Origin of the sequence: Azospirillum picis (assembly GCF_017876115.1) — a bacterium.
Taxonomy (GTDB): Bacteria; Pseudomonadota; Alphaproteobacteria; order Azospirillales; family Azospirillaceae; genus Azospirillum; species Azospirillum picis.
Genome location: NZ_JAGINO010000004.1, coordinates 117341 through 132183 on the forward strand (window position 1 = coordinate 117341; position 14843 = coordinate 132183).

14 protein-coding genes are annotated in these 14843 nt (G+C 71.0%); 2 read left to right on the forward strand and 12 right to left on the reverse strand.

What is annotated here, in order from left to right:
* Positions 1 to 5: 5 nt before the first annotated feature.
* The 4 genes from J2850_RS07850 to metX form a co-directional block, all read right to left on the reverse strand.
* Entirely contained in the window at positions 6 to 653 is a 648-nt protein-coding gene (locus J2850_RS07850) for a PRC-barrel domain-containing protein (RefSeq protein WP_209980371.1), read from the reverse strand.
* Between the two features lie 76 nt (positions 654 to 729).
* Entirely contained in the window at positions 730 to 1068 is a 339-nt protein-coding gene (locus tag J2850_RS07855) for a DUF3072 domain-containing protein (RefSeq protein WP_209980373.1), read from the reverse strand.
* A gap of 61 nt (positions 1069 to 1129) precedes the next feature.
* Positions 1130 to 1735 carry a methionine biosynthesis protein MetW gene (metW, locus tag J2850_RS07860; protein WP_209980375.1) on the reverse strand — a complete coding sequence of 202 codons (606 nt, stop codon included), beginning with the start codon at positions 1733 to 1735 and terminating at the stop codon, positions 1130 to 1132.
* A 17-nt stretch (positions 1736 to 1752) separates the two neighbouring features.
* Positions 1753 to 3009: a homoserine O-acetyltransferase MetX gene (metX, locus tag J2850_RS07865; RefSeq protein WP_246512893.1), complete on the reverse strand. Its 1257-nt coding sequence runs from the start codon at positions 3007 to 3009 to the stop codon at positions 1753 to 1755.
* Between the two features lie 200 nt (positions 3010 to 3209).
* Between metX and pheA the strand changes: the two genes are divergently transcribed.
* Entirely contained in the window at positions 3210 to 4124 is a 915-nt protein-coding gene (gene pheA / locus J2850_RS07870; RefSeq protein ID WP_209980377.1) for a chorismate mutase, read from the forward strand.
* A 70-nt stretch (positions 4125 to 4194) separates the two neighbouring features.
* Positions 4195 to 5286 (forward strand): histidinol-phosphate transaminase, encoded by a 1092-nt coding sequence (gene hisC, locus J2850_RS07875; RefSeq protein ID WP_209980378.1) that lies wholly within the window; start codon positions 4195 to 4197, stop codon positions 5284 to 5286.
* 68 nt (positions 5287 to 5354) lie between these two features.
* Here hisC and J2850_RS07880 read toward each other — a convergent pair whose 3' ends face one another.
* Genes J2850_RS07880 through fliN form a run of 8 tightly spaced genes read right to left on the reverse strand, consistent with a single transcriptional unit; the run spans position 5355 to position 14824 of the window.
* Positions 5355 to 5708 carry a hypothetical protein gene (locus J2850_RS07880; protein ID WP_209980380.1) on the reverse strand — a complete coding sequence of 118 codons (354 nt, stop codon included), beginning with the start codon at positions 5706 to 5708 and terminating at the stop codon, positions 5355 to 5357.
* Positions 5705 to 7669 carry a hypothetical protein gene (locus tag J2850_RS07885; RefSeq protein ID WP_209980381.1) on the reverse strand — a complete coding sequence of 655 codons (1965 nt, stop codon included), beginning with the start codon at positions 7667 to 7669 and terminating at the stop codon, positions 5705 to 5707. The genes J2850_RS07880 and J2850_RS07885 overlap by 4 nt, the downstream gene beginning before the upstream one ends.
* A gap of 7 nt (positions 7670 to 7676) precedes the next feature.
* Positions 7677 to 8474, reverse strand: a complete 798-nt coding sequence (locus tag J2850_RS07890; RefSeq protein WP_209980383.1) for a MinD/ParA family protein — start codon at positions 8472 to 8474, stop codon at positions 7677 to 7679.
* On the reverse strand, positions 8471 to 9718 hold the full coding sequence (locus tag J2850_RS07895) for a flagellar biosynthesis protein FlhF (RefSeq protein ID WP_209980384.1): 1248 nt from the start codon (positions 9716 to 9718) through the stop codon (positions 8471 to 8473). Before J2850_RS07895 ends, J2850_RS07890 begins: the two co-directional genes overlap by 4 nt.
* 46 nt (positions 9719 to 9764) lie before the next feature.
* Positions 9765 to 11948, reverse strand: a complete 2184-nt coding sequence (gene flhA, locus J2850_RS07900; protein ID WP_209980386.1) for a flagellar biosynthesis protein FlhA — start codon at positions 11946 to 11948, stop codon at positions 9765 to 9767.
* Positions 11949 to 11998: 50 nt separating this feature from the next.
* Entirely contained in the window at positions 11999 to 13552 is a 1554-nt protein-coding gene (locus tag J2850_RS07905; RefSeq protein ID WP_209980387.1) for a sigma-54-dependent transcriptional regulator, read from the reverse strand.
* 4 nt (positions 13553 to 13556) lie between these two features.
* The gene (locus J2850_RS07910; protein ID WP_209980388.1) at positions 13557 to 14507 is read right to left on the reverse strand and encodes a motility protein A; all 951 of its coding nucleotides are present in this window, start codon (positions 14505 to 14507) and stop codon (positions 13557 to 13559) included.
* Positions 14507 to 14824, reverse strand: a complete 318-nt coding sequence (gene fliN, locus J2850_RS07915) for a flagellar motor switch protein FliN (protein WP_209980390.1) — start codon at positions 14822 to 14824, stop codon at positions 14507 to 14509. Before fliN ends, J2850_RS07910 begins: the two co-directional genes overlap by 1 nt.
* Positions 14825 to 14843: the final 19 nt, after the last annotated feature.

Sequence of the window (14843 nt, forward strand, 5' to 3'; positions counted from 1 at the left end):
GCCGGTCACTTCCCGTCGGGCCGCGTCAGGGTCCGCTCCTGGCCATAGGCGAAGGTCGGGGCGCTGCCCAGGTCCTGTTCGCTCATGTCCAGCGCCGGCCCCTTCGGCCCGTTCATCAGGGCGCCGACCGGCACCGCCACCAGCTTCTGTCCCAGCCCCAGCACCTCGTTCGGCGCGACGACGACCCGGCTGATGCTGCCGCCGGGATCGGCGAGCGTGAAGTCCAGGATGCGGCCGCCTGGCTGGCCGTCGCGGGTGAGCAGTTCGGTTCCCACCAGCGAGCGTGCCTGCTGCGGGTCGAGGGCCGCATCGGGCAGCGCCGCGACCGGCGGGGCGGATGCGGAGGGGATGCCGCCGGCGGAGGAGCCGGCGGGCGCCGCCGGGTTCTGCACCTCCGTCGACGGGGCTTCGCCGCTGACGCCGGGCGGCGACGTCACCGGGTCGGTGGCCGGCTGGTCGTCCGGCCGGGGGGCGGTCATCAGCGGCGGGGCGGTGCCGGGGGCCTGTGCCTGTGTCTGGGCCTGTGCCTGGGGTGGGGCCGGCGATTGCGCCAGGGCCGTCCCGGTCAGCAGGAGTGCCGCGGCCGGCACGGCGACCAGCAGCGGGCGCAGGCTGTTGTCTGGGAATCTGCGGGCGATGGCGGGGCGGAGCATGGGGCAACCCTTCCGTTCGGAGGCGGTGTTCCCCTGCTAAACACCCCAGACCGCCCGCAGGTTGCCTCGGCGGTCGTCAAAGCGTCGCCCTGGCCTTTCGGCCGGACGGCGCCGGCCTCTGCTGGCCGCGCCCGGTCTTCTCCTGAAGCGCATCGATCCGCTTCGACGCGTCGGCCTTGGTGAGGCTGTCGTCGAACGCCTCGCCGGCCTCCTCGCTCAGGGTCTTCAGGTAGGAGGCCTGGGCGCCGGTCATCGGCTCGTCGCCGGTGGTCCAGTCGTCCGGATCCTTGTCGCGGTTGGAGGTGTCGGGACCGGTCTTGGGGTTATCGTGTCCGGAATGATTCGTCCCGGAATGGTCGGGCCGATGGGACTCGCGACGGTCGTCCTCGTGCGCGGTGGTCTTCTTGGTGGTCATGATGGTCACCTCGTCGAAAAGGAACGCATCATGAACACTTGGGCGCGGTGAAAGGTTCCGCTCACCCCCGCCGCAGCAGGAACACGCCCTGCTCTCCCAGAAGGTTGGCGAAGCCGGAATGGGCGCGGCTGGTCACCCGGCCGGCCCGGTCGATGATCCGGGTCTGCTCAATGGTGATTCCCATCTCCTCGGTCAGCACGACGAAGTCGCGCAGCGTGCAGAAATGGATGTTGGGCGTCTCCCACCACTGGTAGCCCAGCTTTTCGGTCACCGGCATGCGCCCGGTGACCATGAGCTGCATGCGGACGCGCCAATAGCCGAAATTCGGCACGGAGACGATGGCGCGGCGGCCGATCCGGCACATCATCTCCAGGACCTCGCGCGGCTGCCTCATCGCCTGCAGCGTCTGGCCGAGGATCACATAGTCGAAGGCGTCGGCCGGATAGTCCTTCAGGTCGGTCTCGGCGTCGCCCTGGATCACCGACAGGCCCTGCGCCACGCAGCGCCGCACGCCGTCCATGCTCAGCTCGATGCCGCGCCCGTCGACGTTCTTGGCATGGGTCAGGTGGTCCAGGAGGGCGCCGTCGCCGCAGCCGACGTCCAGCACCCGGCTGTCCGGCGCCACCATCTCGGCGATCAGCTTCAGGTCGTCGCGGATGTCCACCATGGCGGGAGGTCGGCCTTTCAGCGGGCGCGGCGGCGGGGGGAGAGGCCGCGATGCTCGGCGCAGCCCTCCAGGAAGCCGTGGATGACCTGATGGAACTCCGGCTCGTCCAGCAGGAAGGCGTCGTGGCCCTTGTCCGTCTCGATCTCCACGAAGCTGACGTTGGCGGCGACCGCGTTCAGCGCATGCACGATGGCGCGCGATTCGGCGGTCGGGAACAGCCAGTCGCTGGAGAAGCTGGCGAGGCAGAAGCGCACCGGCGTCGTCCGGCCGCCCGGCCGGAAGGCGTTGGCCAGCGACCCGCCGGCATCGGCGGCGAGGTCGAAGTAATCCATCGCGCGGGTGATGTAGAGGTAGGAATTGGCGTCGAACCGCTCGACGAAGGCCGCACCCTGGTAGCGCAGGTAGCTCTCGACCTGGAAATCGGCGTCGAAGCCGTAGGTGACGGCCTTGCGGTCCTGCAGGTTGCGGCCGAACTTGCGGTGCAGGGCCGTTTCGGACAGGTAGGTGATGTGGGCGGCCATCCGCGCCACCGCCAGCCCGGCTTCGGGCCTGGTGCCCTCCAGCAGGTAGTTGCCGCCGCGCCAGTTCGGGTCGGCCATGATCGCCTGCCGCCCGACCTCGTGGAAGGCGATGTTCTGCGCCGAATGGCGGGCTGCGGTGGCGATGGGAACGGCGGCGAAGACCGTTTCGGGGTAGGCGACGGCCCATTGCAGCACCTGCATCCCGCCCATCGACCCGCCGACGACGCAGAACAGCCTGTCGATGCCGAGATGGTCGATCAGCAGCTTCTGCGCCCGCACCATGTCGCCGATGGTCACCACCGGGAAGGACAGGCCATACGGCCTGCCGGTGGCCGGATCGGCGTCCTTCGGCCCGGTGCTGCCGAGGCAGCCGCCCAGCACGTTGGAGCAGATGACGAAGTAGCGGTCGGTGTCCACCGGCTTGCCGGGACCGACCAGCATCTCCCACCAGCCGGGCTTGCCGGTGACCGGGTGGCGCTCCACCACGAAGTGGTCGCCGGTCAGCGCGTGGCAGACCAGGATGGCGTTCGACCGGTCGGCGTTCAGCGTGCCGTAGGTCTGGTAGGCGATCTGGAAGCCGCCGATCTCCACCCCGCTGTCGAGCCGCATCGGGCGGTCCACTGCCAGCCGCACGCGCTTGCCGGGCAAGTCGCGCCCCTCGGCGCCGGCGGAGCCGGGCTGCGAAGTCTGGTGCGCCACCGGCTGCGCGGGCGGCTGCGCGGGCGGCGGCGCGGGCGGCGGTGGCGCTGACATGGGTGGCTCGTGCCTTGGGGATCCTGCCTGGAAAACACCGACGGTTTCCCCGGGGGCGCATCGTCTGCGGGCCGGGGAATGAGGGCGGAACGGGAGCGTATAGCTATTAAGCTGCGCTCCGGAGTGTCAATGTTTTCTTTGATTTCATGACGCATGCGGACTACTACTATCCGGCTTTGCCTCTTTAGGTTTCCTGCCCCATGACCGCCCGGACACCGCTCGACGATTTGCGCCGCGAGATCGACCAGATCGACGACGCGATCCATGACCTGCTGATGCGCCGCGCCGCGGTTGTGGAGCGCATCGGGACGGTGAAGGGCACCCTGCCGGCCGCTGTCCAGGCGGCGGGGACGGGTCATGCCGTCTTCCTGCGGCCGGCGCGCGAGGCGACCATCCTGAGGCGCCTGATGGCCCGCCATTCCGGCTCCTTCCCGGCCCAGGCGGTGGTGCGCATCTGGCGGGAGATGATCACCGCCTTCACCCGGCTCCAGGGTCCTTTCGCGGTCGCGGTCTACGCGCCGGAGGATCGCCGCGGCTTCTGGGACGTCGCCCGCGACCATTTCGGCAGCTTCGTGCCGATGACCGCGGTCAACACCCCCGCCGCCGCGCTGCGTGCGGTGTCCGACGGAACCGCCACCGTCGCGGTCGTTCCCTATCCGGCCGACGACGACAGCGATCCCTGGTGGCGTTTCCTGGTGTCGTCCGACGTCAGCCGGCCGCAGGTGGTGGCCCGGCTTCCGTTCGGCGGGCGCGGCAACGGCCGCGGCGAGAACCGCGACGCGCTGGCCATCGCCGCCGTCCCGCACGAGCCGACCGGGGACGACCGCAGCCTGCTGAGCATCGAGATCGGCGGCGATTTCAGCCGCGGCCGCCTGAAGGACATGCTCGAGTCCTGCGGCCTGCCGCCGGTGAGCTTCTGCACCTGGCACCCGGCCGGCCACGCTACCAGCCCCTCGGGCAGCGCCCATGGCGGGCCGTCGGTGCATCTGGTCGAGATCGCCGATTTCGTCGGCCACGGCGACCCCCGCCTTGCCGCCCTGGCCGAGCGGTCCGGGGAGATTCCGCTGCGGGTCAACCTGGTCGGCGGCTATGCGGTGCCGTTGCATCTGGGCTGACCGGCCCGCTTCGGGCACAGTGCTCCGTCCGCTTCACGTTCATCCTCATGAGTCAGAAGGTTCGCACGCCATGACCGAGTCGAACGGCCCGCAGCCGCGTCCGGGGATTCTCGACATCGCCGCCTATGTCGGCGGCGAGCATCAGGGTCATATCCGCCTCGCCTCCAACGAGGGGGCGCTGGGCCCGAGCCCCAGGGCGATGGACGCCTATGCCGCGGCGGCGTCGACCCTGCACCGGTATCCCGACGGCGCCTCGGCCGCCCTGCGCGGCGCGATCGCCAAGCGCTTCAACCTGGATGCCGACCGCATCGTCTGTGGCGCCGGCTCCGACGAGATCATCAGCCTGCTGATCCGCTCCTACGCCGGGCCGGGCGACGAGGTGCTGTACTCGCAGTACGGCTTCCTGATGTATCCGATCGGTGCCAAGTCGGTCGGCGCGACGCCGGTCACCGCCCCGGAGGACGGGCTGACCGCCAGCGTCGACCAGTTGCTGGCGCGCGTCACCCCGCGCACCCGGCTGGTCTTCCTCGCCAACCCCAACAACCCGACCGGCACCTATCTGCCGGCGTCGGAGGTGGCGCGGCTGCATGCCGGCCTGCCGTCGGACGTCATCCTGGTCATCGACGCGGCCTATGCCGAATACATGAACAAGGACGACTACACCGCCGGCGAGGAGTTGGTGGAGAAGTTCCCGAACGTCGTGATGACCCGGACCTTCTCCAAGATCTTCGCCCTGGGATCGCTGCGCATCGGCTGGTGCTACGGGCCGGCGGCCATCGTCGACGTGCTGAACCGCGTCCGCGGCCCCTTCAACGTGTCGAACGCCGCCCATGTCGCCGGCATCGCCGCCGTGGAGGATGCCGAGTTCCTCGACCGCTCCCGCCGCCACAACGAGCAGTGGCGCGACTGGTTCTCGTCGGCGGTGCGCGATCTCGGCCTGACGGTGCACCCGAGCGTCACCAACTTCGTCCTGGTCGACTTCAAGGGCCAGCCGGCCGGCAAGGACGACGCCGAGGCCGCCCGCCAGTTCCTGAAGGCCCGCGGCATCCTGGTCCGCCAGATGCCGTCCTACGGCCTGCCGAGCTGCCTGCGCATCACCATCGGCACCGAGGAGGACATGCGGGCCGTCGTCGACGCGCTGAAGGGCTTCCTGGCGGGGTGACGGTCGGCGGCAGTCCCTCTGCGGCGACGTGGAAGGGGGGCAGGAGGGGGCAATCGCCAGACGTCCCCTCACACCCGCCGCAGCCGTCCCATCAATTGCGGATTGTCCCAGGTCGGCTGGCGGTCCTCGATCACGACGCGGTGCGGCAGGGGGGCGTCGCGTTCGACCGTCACCTCGACCCATCGCGGCACCAGTTCGTTGTTGATGTCGTCCAGCAGGGCCAGGGCCAGGGCCTCCAGGCCGCCGGGGAAATCTGCGAAGCCGCCCAGATAGCCGGCGAAGCCGGCCGGCTCCAGCACCAGCCGGTCCGGCACCAGCCGCAGCAGCAGCCGTGTGCCGCCCTGCGGCTCGCCGCGAAGCTCCACCAGATAGTCGTGGCGCGGGTCGGGAGAGGGCTGGGTGACTAGGCGGTCGCGTCTCATGCCGACACCCCCAGGCCCGCGCGCCCGGCGCGGGTCAGCTTCACCCAGCTTCGGGCGCCCGACTGGAAGGACAGGCCGCCGGTATAGCCCACCGCGCGGATGCTGTCGGCGAAGATCTGGATCAGCTCGACCCGCAGGTCCGGCGGCAGGGCGGCGTGGCTGCGCAGGATCAGGTCGAAATGGTTGGGCCGCACCAGGCCGTCGAGCTGCATCGGGCCGAAGCGGCTGAGATCCACGTCGATGACAAAGCGGCTGCCGGGCTTCTTGCGGTCCTTGCCTTCGCCGCCCTCTTCGTCCTCGCTCAGGGGATGGACATGGAGCCGGACCGGCTTCGGCACCCCGGCATCCATGAGCGGGATGGTGTACTGGCGCCAGTCGCCGGGAAGCGGCTCGGCGGCGTCGCGGCGCAGGCCGTCGAAATCCTTTTCGAGACGGTCGAGCAGGTCGCGCCGCCCCCCCTTGTCGAGGGCGGCGGCGGCATCCTCGCCCAGCCATCCCTGCGCATCGCCGCCGCGCAGCGCCGACAGGAAGAAGCTGAGCGCCGCCGTCAGCTTGCGGTTCGGCTGCGGCATCGTCGCCTGCATCGACCGCGCCAGCGCCGGGTCGGCCGCCGCCAGCGCCGCCATCAGTTGCCGCATCGCCGGCCAGTCCCGCTCGCCGAGGGGACCCGGAGGGCCGGGCTGCGCCGGCGCCAGCCCCTGCATGGCCTGGGCGAGATCGGTCAGCGCTGCGGTCACGCGCGCGCCCTGGGGCAGGCTTGCCGGAACCGCCAGCGCCAGCATGCCCTGTCTGGTCGCCAGGATGGGCTGGCCCTGGGGGGTGCTTCCGGCGACGGTGGCCCGCAGCACCGGGAGGTCCGCGGGCTCGCCCAAGTCACTCGGCGGGCCATTCGGCGGGCCATCCGGCGAAGCATCGGGGACCGATGGCATGGACGCGGCTTGGCCGCCGCTCTCCTGGCCGCCGGCCGGCCTGCCTCCCATGCCGCCGCCTCCGGCGCCGGCCTCGCCGGGGGCTTTCTGGTCCGGAGGCAACGTCACCGTCAGGATCCTGAGCGCCACGGTGGCACCGCGTGGAAGGTCCGGCGGCTCGGCAGGCTGCCGGCCCGCCGTCGGCGGAAGAGCGGCCTCGTCCGCCGGTCCGGCATCGGAGGGCGCCATCGGGGCATCGGCGCCGGGATGGGCGGCATCCCCTCCCAGCTCGATCGGCACGCCGAAGGTGGCGCCGCCGCCGGCCGGGGGCAGGGCGGATTGCGCCGCCGGTGCCGCTCCGGCCGGTGCGCCGGGCTTGGTGCCGTCGGATGTTGCCGCAGGGTCCGCGGGTGGTGCCGCCGCCATGGCTGTCGCAGTGGCCGCCGCAGTGGCCGCCGCAGCGGCCGCTGCGGGGCCGGCCAGCGGGGCGCCCGCCGCAGGCTTGCCTGCGGATCCGCTGGCGAGCACCAGGGCGGGGACGATGGTGCCCGGCAGCAACGGCGGCAGGCCGGCAACCGCCGGAGCCGACGGCGGTGCCGGCAGCAGCACCGCCGGCGTCGACCCGAGACCCGCGGTGCCGGCCGGCGCGCCGGGCAGGGGGGCGGCAGCGGGAGCCGGGCCGGCGGCCGGGCCGCCCAACGCCTGGAGGAGGATCAGGGCCGTCGGCCTCGCCGTAGCGGCGGGACCCTGCGGGGTCGAGGGGGGAACCGTCGCGCCGGGGGTGATCTGCACCGTTACCGGCTTGTCGGGCGGCAGGTCGGCTTGGCTGTCGAGCAGCAGGTCGCCGGCGGCGGTGCGGACGCTGGTCAGTCCCTCCGGCGTCTGTCCGGTGACGGTGCCGGTCAGCACCACCGGCCGGGTGACCTCCGGCAGGCGGTCGGGAAGCCTGACCACCGTGGCCTCGGCGGTTACCGTGGCGGCCGCGGGGGCGGCGGGTGCCGACGCGGCGCCGGCGGCGGCAGGGCTGACCGATGCGGGGATCGAGCCGCCCATCCGCCGGTTACCGGGTGCTGGCGAGCAGCCGCTGCACGATCGCCTCGACGTCGCGCGCCGCATCGCTGGCCGGCGAGCGGGTGAGCAGCGGGGTCTGGCTGCGGATGGCGTCGCGCACCTTCAGGTCGCGGCGGATGATTCCCGCCAGTGCCGGCTTGTATTTCAGGAAGTTCTGGCAGGCCTTCAGGATGGTGCCGTAGGTCCGTTCGCCGTCCTTCACGCTCTGCGCCATGTTCACCACGATCCGCAGGTCGGCGGACGGGTTGGTGGCGTGGGTCAGCTTGATGAAGGCATAGGCGTCGGTCAGCGAGGTCGGCTCGTCGGTGGTCACCACCAGCGTCACGCCCGCCGGGCCGGAGAGGGTGCGCACGGTGCGGTCGACGCCGGCACCCATGTCCATCACCACCCGGTCGTAGCTCCGTGCCAGCTCCAGCAGGTCGTTACGCAGCCCGGACAGGCGCTGGCTCGGCAACTGCGCCAGCGTGCCGGACCCGGACCGCCCGGCGATGATGTCGAAGCCGGTGTCGGGGAAGCGCTGCGCCGCCTTGGCCAGCGTCACCTCGCCGTTGATGACGGCGCCGAGGTCGTTCTTCGGCGAGAAGCCAAGCTGGATGTCGACGTTGGCGAGGCCGAGGTCGCCGTCGAACAGCAGCGTGTTCATTCCCGCCTTGGTGAGGGCATGGCTGAGCGTGATCGAGAACCACGTCTTGCCGACGCCGCCCTTTCCGCTGGCCACGGCGATGACGTTGGCGCCGCGCAGCGGGCGAACGTTCTTGAGGGCGGCCGGGAACACCGGGTCGGTCATGGCAGGGTCCTCGACGAGGGGGAACTGGAGGCTTTGGCCTTCGTTGCGGGTTTGGCGGGCTTGGCCGCGGCGGCGGCCCTTCGCGGTGGCGGGGCCGGTTCATGGTCGGGGTCGAACCGGCCGGCGTCGACAGGGTTCCTATCCACAGGGTTTCTGTCGACGGGACGCCTATCGGCATGGCGCCTGTCGGCATCGCGGGTATCGGGGCCGGGATCCGGCTCCTCCTCGTCGTCCCACGTTGCGCGCTTCGGCGCCGTTTCCTTCACGGCCTGGGCCTGCTCCTCGGCCGGGATCATCATGCGGGCGAGCAGCAGCGGGTTCAGCGTGGTCAGCCCCTCCGCCACCTTCGCCGACACGCTGGCGTCGCAGAAGGCCAGGCGGGCGCGCGCGGCGATCGCCAGCAGGCTGCCGAGGCGCCGGGCCATGTCCAGCCGCGTGACCAGCATGCGCCGGACGCCGACCGCCTTGAAGGCCAGCGCCATGTCCGCGGCCTCCATCGCGTCGAGGCCGGCGGGAAGCACCAGCACGGGCTCCACCTCGCCGGCGGCCAGCAGGCTGCGGAGGTCGGCCATGTCCTCGGCGTCGAACGGGTTGCGCCCGGCGGTGTCGACCAGCACGAGGTCGGTCTTGCGATGGACCTCGAAGGCGCCGGCCAGTGCGTCGGGGTCTTCCACCGTCGCCAGCTTCAGCTTCATCAGCCGGGTGAAGGCGGCAAGCTGGTCGACGCCGCCGGCCCGCACCGTGTCGGTGGTGATGACGCCGACAGACCGCTTCTTGAACACCGCGCGGGCCGCCAGCTTGGCGGCGACGAGCGTCTTGCCGGAGCCGGGCGGTCCGACCAGCGCCATCGGCTTCACCGCCGTCCGCCCGTCCGGCAGGGGCTTGAAGGTGAAGACCGAGTCGAGGGCGGACCCCAGGGCCAGCCGCGGGTCCTCGGTGTCGAGGCCGGAGGCGGCGTCGATGAGCTGTTCGGCAAGTGCTGCCGGCACGCCGTGGCGCTGGAGCGCGTCGGCGACCACCTCGCCGACGTCGATGTCCGGCTCAGCCGGAACCGGCGCGGCGCGGCCCCGGCCGCCGCGCGCCGGGGCCGCCGGAAGCTCGTCCTCCTCCACCGCCGCCGTGACGCGCACGCCGCCGCCTTCCTCCTCGCGCGTGGCGACGATGATGGCGTCGTCGCCCAGCGACTGGCGCACCATCCGCATGGCGTCGGACATGGTCTTGGCGTGGAAGGACTTCAGCCTCATCGGCGCAGCCTTCGGTCAATGTCGGGATGGCGGGCGGCCGGCACCATCAGATCTGCCCCAGCGTCTTGATGCGCGCCTTGGGATGGATCTCGTTCTGCGACATGACCACGGTGGCCGGCCTGAACCGCTCGACGATGGAGCGGACGAAGGGCCGGATCAGCGGGCTGGTCAGGAGAACGGGGCTCTCGCCCATCATGGCGTGTCGCTCGAAGGTTTGACGGACGGAGGTGATGAACTGCTGCAGGCGGGAAGGCGCCATCGTCAACTGCCGGTCGTCGCCGTCGCCCACCAGCGACTCCGCGAACGCCTGCTCCCATTCGGGCGCCAGGGTGACCAGCGGGATGAAGCCCATCTCGTTGGTGTTCGCGTCGCAGATCTGCCGGGCAAGGCGGGACCGCACATGCTCGGTGATCTGGGTGATGCTGCGGGTCTGGCTGGTCGCTTCGGATACCCCTTCCAATATGGTGGGAAGATCCCGGATCGAGACGCGTTCGGCAAGGAGATTCTGCAACACCCGTTGCAATCCGCCCACAGTGATCTGATTCGGCACCACGTCGGCGATCAGCTTCTGGTGTTCCTTGTCGACCTCGTCCAGCAGCTTCTGGGTTTCGGTGAAGGACAGCAGCTCCGGCATGTTGTCCTTGATCAGCTCGGTCAGGTGCGTGGTCACCACTGTCGAGGGGTCGACGACGGTGTAGCCCTTGAACAGCGCCTCCTCGCGGTAGCCGGGCTCGACCCAGATGGCGGGCAGGCCGAAGGTCGGCTCCACCGTCTGTTCGCCGGGCAGGCTCATGGCGTCGCCTCGCGGATCCATCACCAGCAGCATGTTCGGCCGGATGTCGCCGCGCCCGGCCTCGATCTCCTTGATCCGGATGATGTAGGTGTTGGGCGGAAGCTGCAGGTTGTCCTGGATGCGGACCGCCGGCATGACGAAGCCGACCTCGCCGGCGATCTGCCGGCGGAGCCCCTTGATCTGGTCGGTCAGCCGGTGGCTGCCGGCCTGCGGCTGGTTGATCAGCGACAGGAGGCCGTAGCCCAGCTCCAGCCGGATCAGGTCGATGGCAAGCGCGGTGGCGATCGGCTCGTCCGGCGCCGGCCCGGCGCCGGGTGCGCCGCCCGGCCCGGCACCGCCGGCCGCCGCCGCTTCCTCCGCCGCCGCGGCCTCTTCCGCCTCCTTCTTCGCGCGCAGGCGCGGCATGTACCAGGCGGCACCGCCGACGGCGGCGATGACCGGGGCGAGCGTCAGGATCGGCATGCCGGGCAGCAGGGCCAGAACGCCGATGGCGCCGGCCGACAGGGCCAGCGCCTGGCCGTGGCCGGTGAGCTGGCCGACCACCGCCTTGTCGGTCGAGCCGCCCATGCCGGCCTTCGATACCAGGAAGCCGGCGGAGATCGAGATCACCAGCGCCGGGATCTGCGACACCAGCCCGTCGCCGATGGTCAGCTTAGTGAAGGTGTCGAGCGCGGTCATCACCGGCATGTCGTGGCGCAGCACCGCGATGGTGACGCCGCCGATGATGTTGATGAACATGATCATCAGGCCGGCGACCGCGTCGCCCTTCACGAACTTCGACGCACCGTCCATCGAGCCGAAGAAGGCGCTTTCGTCCTCCAGCTCCTTGCGCCGGACCCTGGCGGTGCCCTCGTCGATCATGCCGGCCGACAGGTCGGCGTCGATGGCCATCTGCTTGCCGGGCATGGCGTCGAGGGTGAAGCGCGCCGCCACCTCGGCGATGCGGCCCGAGCCGGCGGTGATGACCTTGAAGTTCACGATCGTCAGGATGGCGTAGATGATCACGCCGATGACGAAGTCGCCGCCCATGACGAGGCTGGCGAAGGCCTCGATGACGTGGCCGGCGGCGGACGTGCCCTCATGCCCCTGCGTCAGGATCAGGCGCGTGGAGGCCATGTTCAGCGACAGGCGCAGCAGCGTGGTGATCAGCAGGATCGTCGGGTAGGAGGACAGCTCCAGCGGCTTCTCGATGAACAGCACCACCATCAGGATCAGGATGGAGATGGTGATGTTCAGCCCCAGCATCATGTCGAGCATGATGCTGGGCAGCGGCATGATCAGGCCGACCACGACGATCAGGATGCCGATGGCCATCGCCACGTCGCCGCGCTTCAGCGACGACTTGACGACCGTCCACATCTCGCCGAAGGCGGCCATGTTGCCGGCACCGCCGCCCGCGGGGCGGCCGCCGCCCGTGTTCTGCTCCGTCAGGGCCATGGATGCTCCCGCCGCTCCCGCTTGCCTGGACTAGGCCGTAAGTTCAGCCGTCAGGCGGTCGCGCGCTCGTCGTTGCCCGGTGCGGGCACGTTGCGGCCCTCGTCGCCGTACTGCTTCAGCTTGTTGCGCAGGGTGCGGATCGAGATGCCCAGGATGTTGGCGGCGTGGGTGCGGTTGCCCAGGCAGTGGGTCAGCGTCTCCAGGATCAGGTCGCGCTCGACGTCGGCCACCGTGCGGCCGATCAGCGCCCCCAGGCCGGCGCCGGAGCCGCCGGCGTTGGCGGCCGCCGCGGCGCCGCTGTTGGCGGCCATCCCGTAGGGGCCGGGGCGGCCGCCCTTCGGGCCGTAGCTGGTCGGCAGCGCGCCCGGCGGCGGGACCACCAGCGGGGCGGACGGCTGCGGTGCCGGCTGTGCCGCCGGAACGGTGCCGCCGGGGCCGGCGAAGGGGTTGGCGACCGGCGAGTCGGCGGGGATGGAGGACTGGGCGCTGCCCTCCGGCGCCAGCATCTTGCTGGTCAGCATGATCGCTTCCGGCCCGACCTCCTCGCCGCGCGACAGCAGGACGGCGCGATGCATGGTGTTCTCAAGCTCGCGCACGTTGCCGCGCCAGTGATGGCCCTTCAGCATCAGCAGCGCGTCCTCGGTCAGGCGCTTGTCGCCCAGCCCGTTGGCCTCCGCATACTTCCTGAGGAAATGCTCGGCGATCATCGGGATGTCGGCCGGGCGCTCGCGCAGGGACGGGATCGCCACGCTGAAGACGTTCAGGCGGAAATACAGGTCCTCGCGGAAGTTGCCGGAGCGGACCTCCGCCTCCAGGTTGCGGTTGGAGGTGGCGATCAGCCGGACATTGACCTTGACCGGCTGCGACGAGCCGATCCGGTCGATCTCCTTCTCCTGGATGGCGCGCAGCAGCTTGGCCTGCAGGCGCGGATGCATCTCCGACAGCTCGTCCAGCAGCAGGGTGCCGTTGTTGGCCTCCTCGAACTTGCCGAGCCGGCGGGCGACCGCGCCGGTGAAGGCGCCCTTCTCATGGCCGAACAGCTCGGATTCCAGGAGGTTCTCCGGGATGGCGGCGCAGTTCACCGCGACGAAGGGCTCGTTTGCCCGCCGGCTCTTGCGGTGGATGAAGCGGGCCATCAGCTCCTTGCCGGTGCCGCTCTCGCCGGTGATCATCACCGAGGCGTCGCTGGGCGCCACCTGCTCGGCCAGCCGCAGCGTCGCCAGCATCGCCGGGTCGCTGCAGACGATCGAATGGCTCTCCTCGGCAACCGCCTCCAGCACCGCGGCGATCAGCTCGGCATTCGGCGGCAGCGGCAGGTATTCCTTGGCGCCGGCGCGGATGGCACGCACCGCCGCCGCCGCGTCGGTGCCGATGCCGCAGGCGACCACCGGGATGGTGATGCGTTCCGACTTCAGGCTGTCGATGAAGGCGGCGATGTCCAGCTTGACGTCGATCATCACCAGGTCGGCACCGGCAGCGGTGCGCAGGGCGTTCAGCGCCCCGTCTATGCTGTCGGTGTGCGACACCTTGGCCCCGCGCTTCATGGCGATCTTGCCGGCGGCGGTGATGTAGCCTTCCAACGTACCAACGATCAGCAGACGCATAGCCTTACGCTCCCACTCTCGGGGCTTCCCGGTCGAAATACTGGATCCGCTTTTCGGGCGGCAGGACGGCGTTCAGGAGCATCTCCAGACGCCGCGGGTTCTCCTGGCGCGCGATGGACACGGCGCCGATGGTGTAGAGGGTCTTGACCAGCGCGTCCTCCTCGGCCGACCGCTCCACCTTGGCGGCGAGCGGGGCGAGGACGACGTTGCCGAGCACGGCCCCGTAGAAGGTCGTCAGCAGGGCCAGCGCCATCGCCGGGCCGATGGCCGACGGGTCGCTGAGGTTGCCCAGCATCTGGACGAGGCCGACCAGCGTGCCGATCAGCCCCATGGCCGGTGCCACCTCCGAGGCGCGGCGCAGCACGCCGGCGCTCCGTCCGTGGCCGCCGGCGGTCGCCTCGACCTCTCCCGTCAGCATCCGCTCGATGGCGTCGGGCGGCAAGCCTTCGGTGATCAGCGACACGCTGCGGTGGAGAAACGGCTCGCCGCGCAGCTCCGGCAGCAGGTTGCGCAGGGTTTCCGGCCCGGCGCGCCGCGCCGCTTCGGCCAGCAGCAGGACCTGGCGCGCCACGCCCTTGGGGTCGAGCGTCTGGTGGACCAGGACCGCCGCGGCGTTCCGCCAGGCGACGGCGACGTCGCCCAGCGAGAAGGACGCGGTGGTGACGGCCAGCGTGCCGCCGAGCACGATCAGCAGCGACGGCGGGTCGAGGAAGGCGCGCAGGTTCCCGCCGGTGGTGATCGCCAGCACGATCACGGCCGCCGCGGCGGCCAGCCCGACCAGGGTCGCGAGATCGAGCCCGCCGCGCAGGCGCACGCTGCGGCCCGGCGCGGCCGCGGGTGCCGCCATCGGTGCCGCCGCGGGTGCCGCCATGGATGCCGGTGCGGGGGCCGCCTGGCCGCCGCGGCCGGCGGCCTTGGCGCGTCCGGGCGTCGCGCTGTCGGACGGAACCGCCATCAGCCGCGGTCCGACTTGATGATTTCGGTCATGGTCACGCCCAGCCGGTCCTCCACCACCACCACCTCGCCGCGGGCGACGAGGCGGTTGTTGACGTAGATGTCGATCGCCTCGCCGACCTTGCGGTCCAGCTCGACCACGGCGCCGCGGCCCAGCTTCAGCAGTTGCGCCACCTGCATGGTCGATTTGCCCAGCACCGCCGAGATCTGCACCGGAATGTCGTAGACGGCTTCGAGATCCTTGGCGATCCCGGGGCTTGCGTAGTCCTCGCCGTCAGCGGGGTTCAGGTCGTTCAGCGAGAAGTTGTCGCTCGGCATGTCGGTCTTGGACCTCCTT

Bases quoted from the DNA above. Each gene is read 5' to 3' on its own strand.
- J2850_RS07855 (WP_209980373.1), bottom strand. From the start codon at position 1,068: ATGACCACCAAGAAGACCACCGCGCACGAGGACGACCGTCGCGAGTCC.
- J2850_RS07850 (WP_209980371.1), bottom strand. From the start codon at position 653: ATGCTCCGCCCCGCCATCGCCCGCAGATTCCCAGACAACAGCCTGCGC.
- metX (WP_246512893.1), bottom strand. From the start codon at position 3,009: ATGTCAGCGCCACCGCCGCCCGCGCCGCCGCCCGCGCAGCCGCCCGCG.
- flhA (WP_209980386.1), bottom strand. From the start codon at position 11,948: ATGGCCCTGACGGAGCAGAACACGGGCGGCGGCCGCCCCGCGGGCGGC.
- J2850_RS07890 (WP_209980383.1), bottom strand. From the start codon at position 8,474: ATGACCGACCCGGTGTTCCCGGCCGCCCTCAAGAACGTTCGCCCGCTG.
- J2850_RS07880 (WP_209980380.1), bottom strand. From the start codon at position 5,708: ATGAGACGCGACCGCCTAGTCACCCAGCCCTCTCCCGACCCGCGCCAC.
- J2850_RS07885 (WP_209980381.1), bottom strand. From the start codon at position 7,669: ATGGGCGGCTCGATCCCCGCATCGGTCAGCCCTGCCGCCGCCGGCGCC.
- hisC (WP_209980378.1), top strand. From the start codon at position 4,195: ATGACCGAGTCGAACGGCCCGCAGCCGCGTCCGGGGATTCTCGACATC.
- fliN (WP_209980390.1), bottom strand. From the start codon at position 14,824: ATGCCGAGCGACAACTTCTCGCTGAACGACCTGAACCCCGCTGACGGC.
- J2850_RS07910 (WP_209980388.1), bottom strand. From the start codon at position 14,507: ATGGCGGTTCCGTCCGACAGCGCGACGCCCGGACGCGCCAAGGCCGCC.
- J2850_RS07895 (WP_209980384.1), bottom strand. From the start codon at position 9,718: ATGAGGCTGAAGTCCTTCCACGCCAAGACCATGTCCGACGCCATGCGG.
- J2850_RS07905 (WP_209980387.1), bottom strand. From the start codon at position 13,552: ATGCGTCTGCTGATCGTTGGTACGTTGGAAGGCTACATCACCGCCGCC.
- pheA (WP_209980377.1), top strand. From the start codon at position 3,210: ATGACCGCCCGGACACCGCTCGACGATTTGCGCCGCGAGATCGACCAG.
- metW (WP_209980375.1), bottom strand. From the start codon at position 1,735: ATGGTGGACATCCGCGACGACCTGAAGCTGATCGCCGAGATGGTGGCG.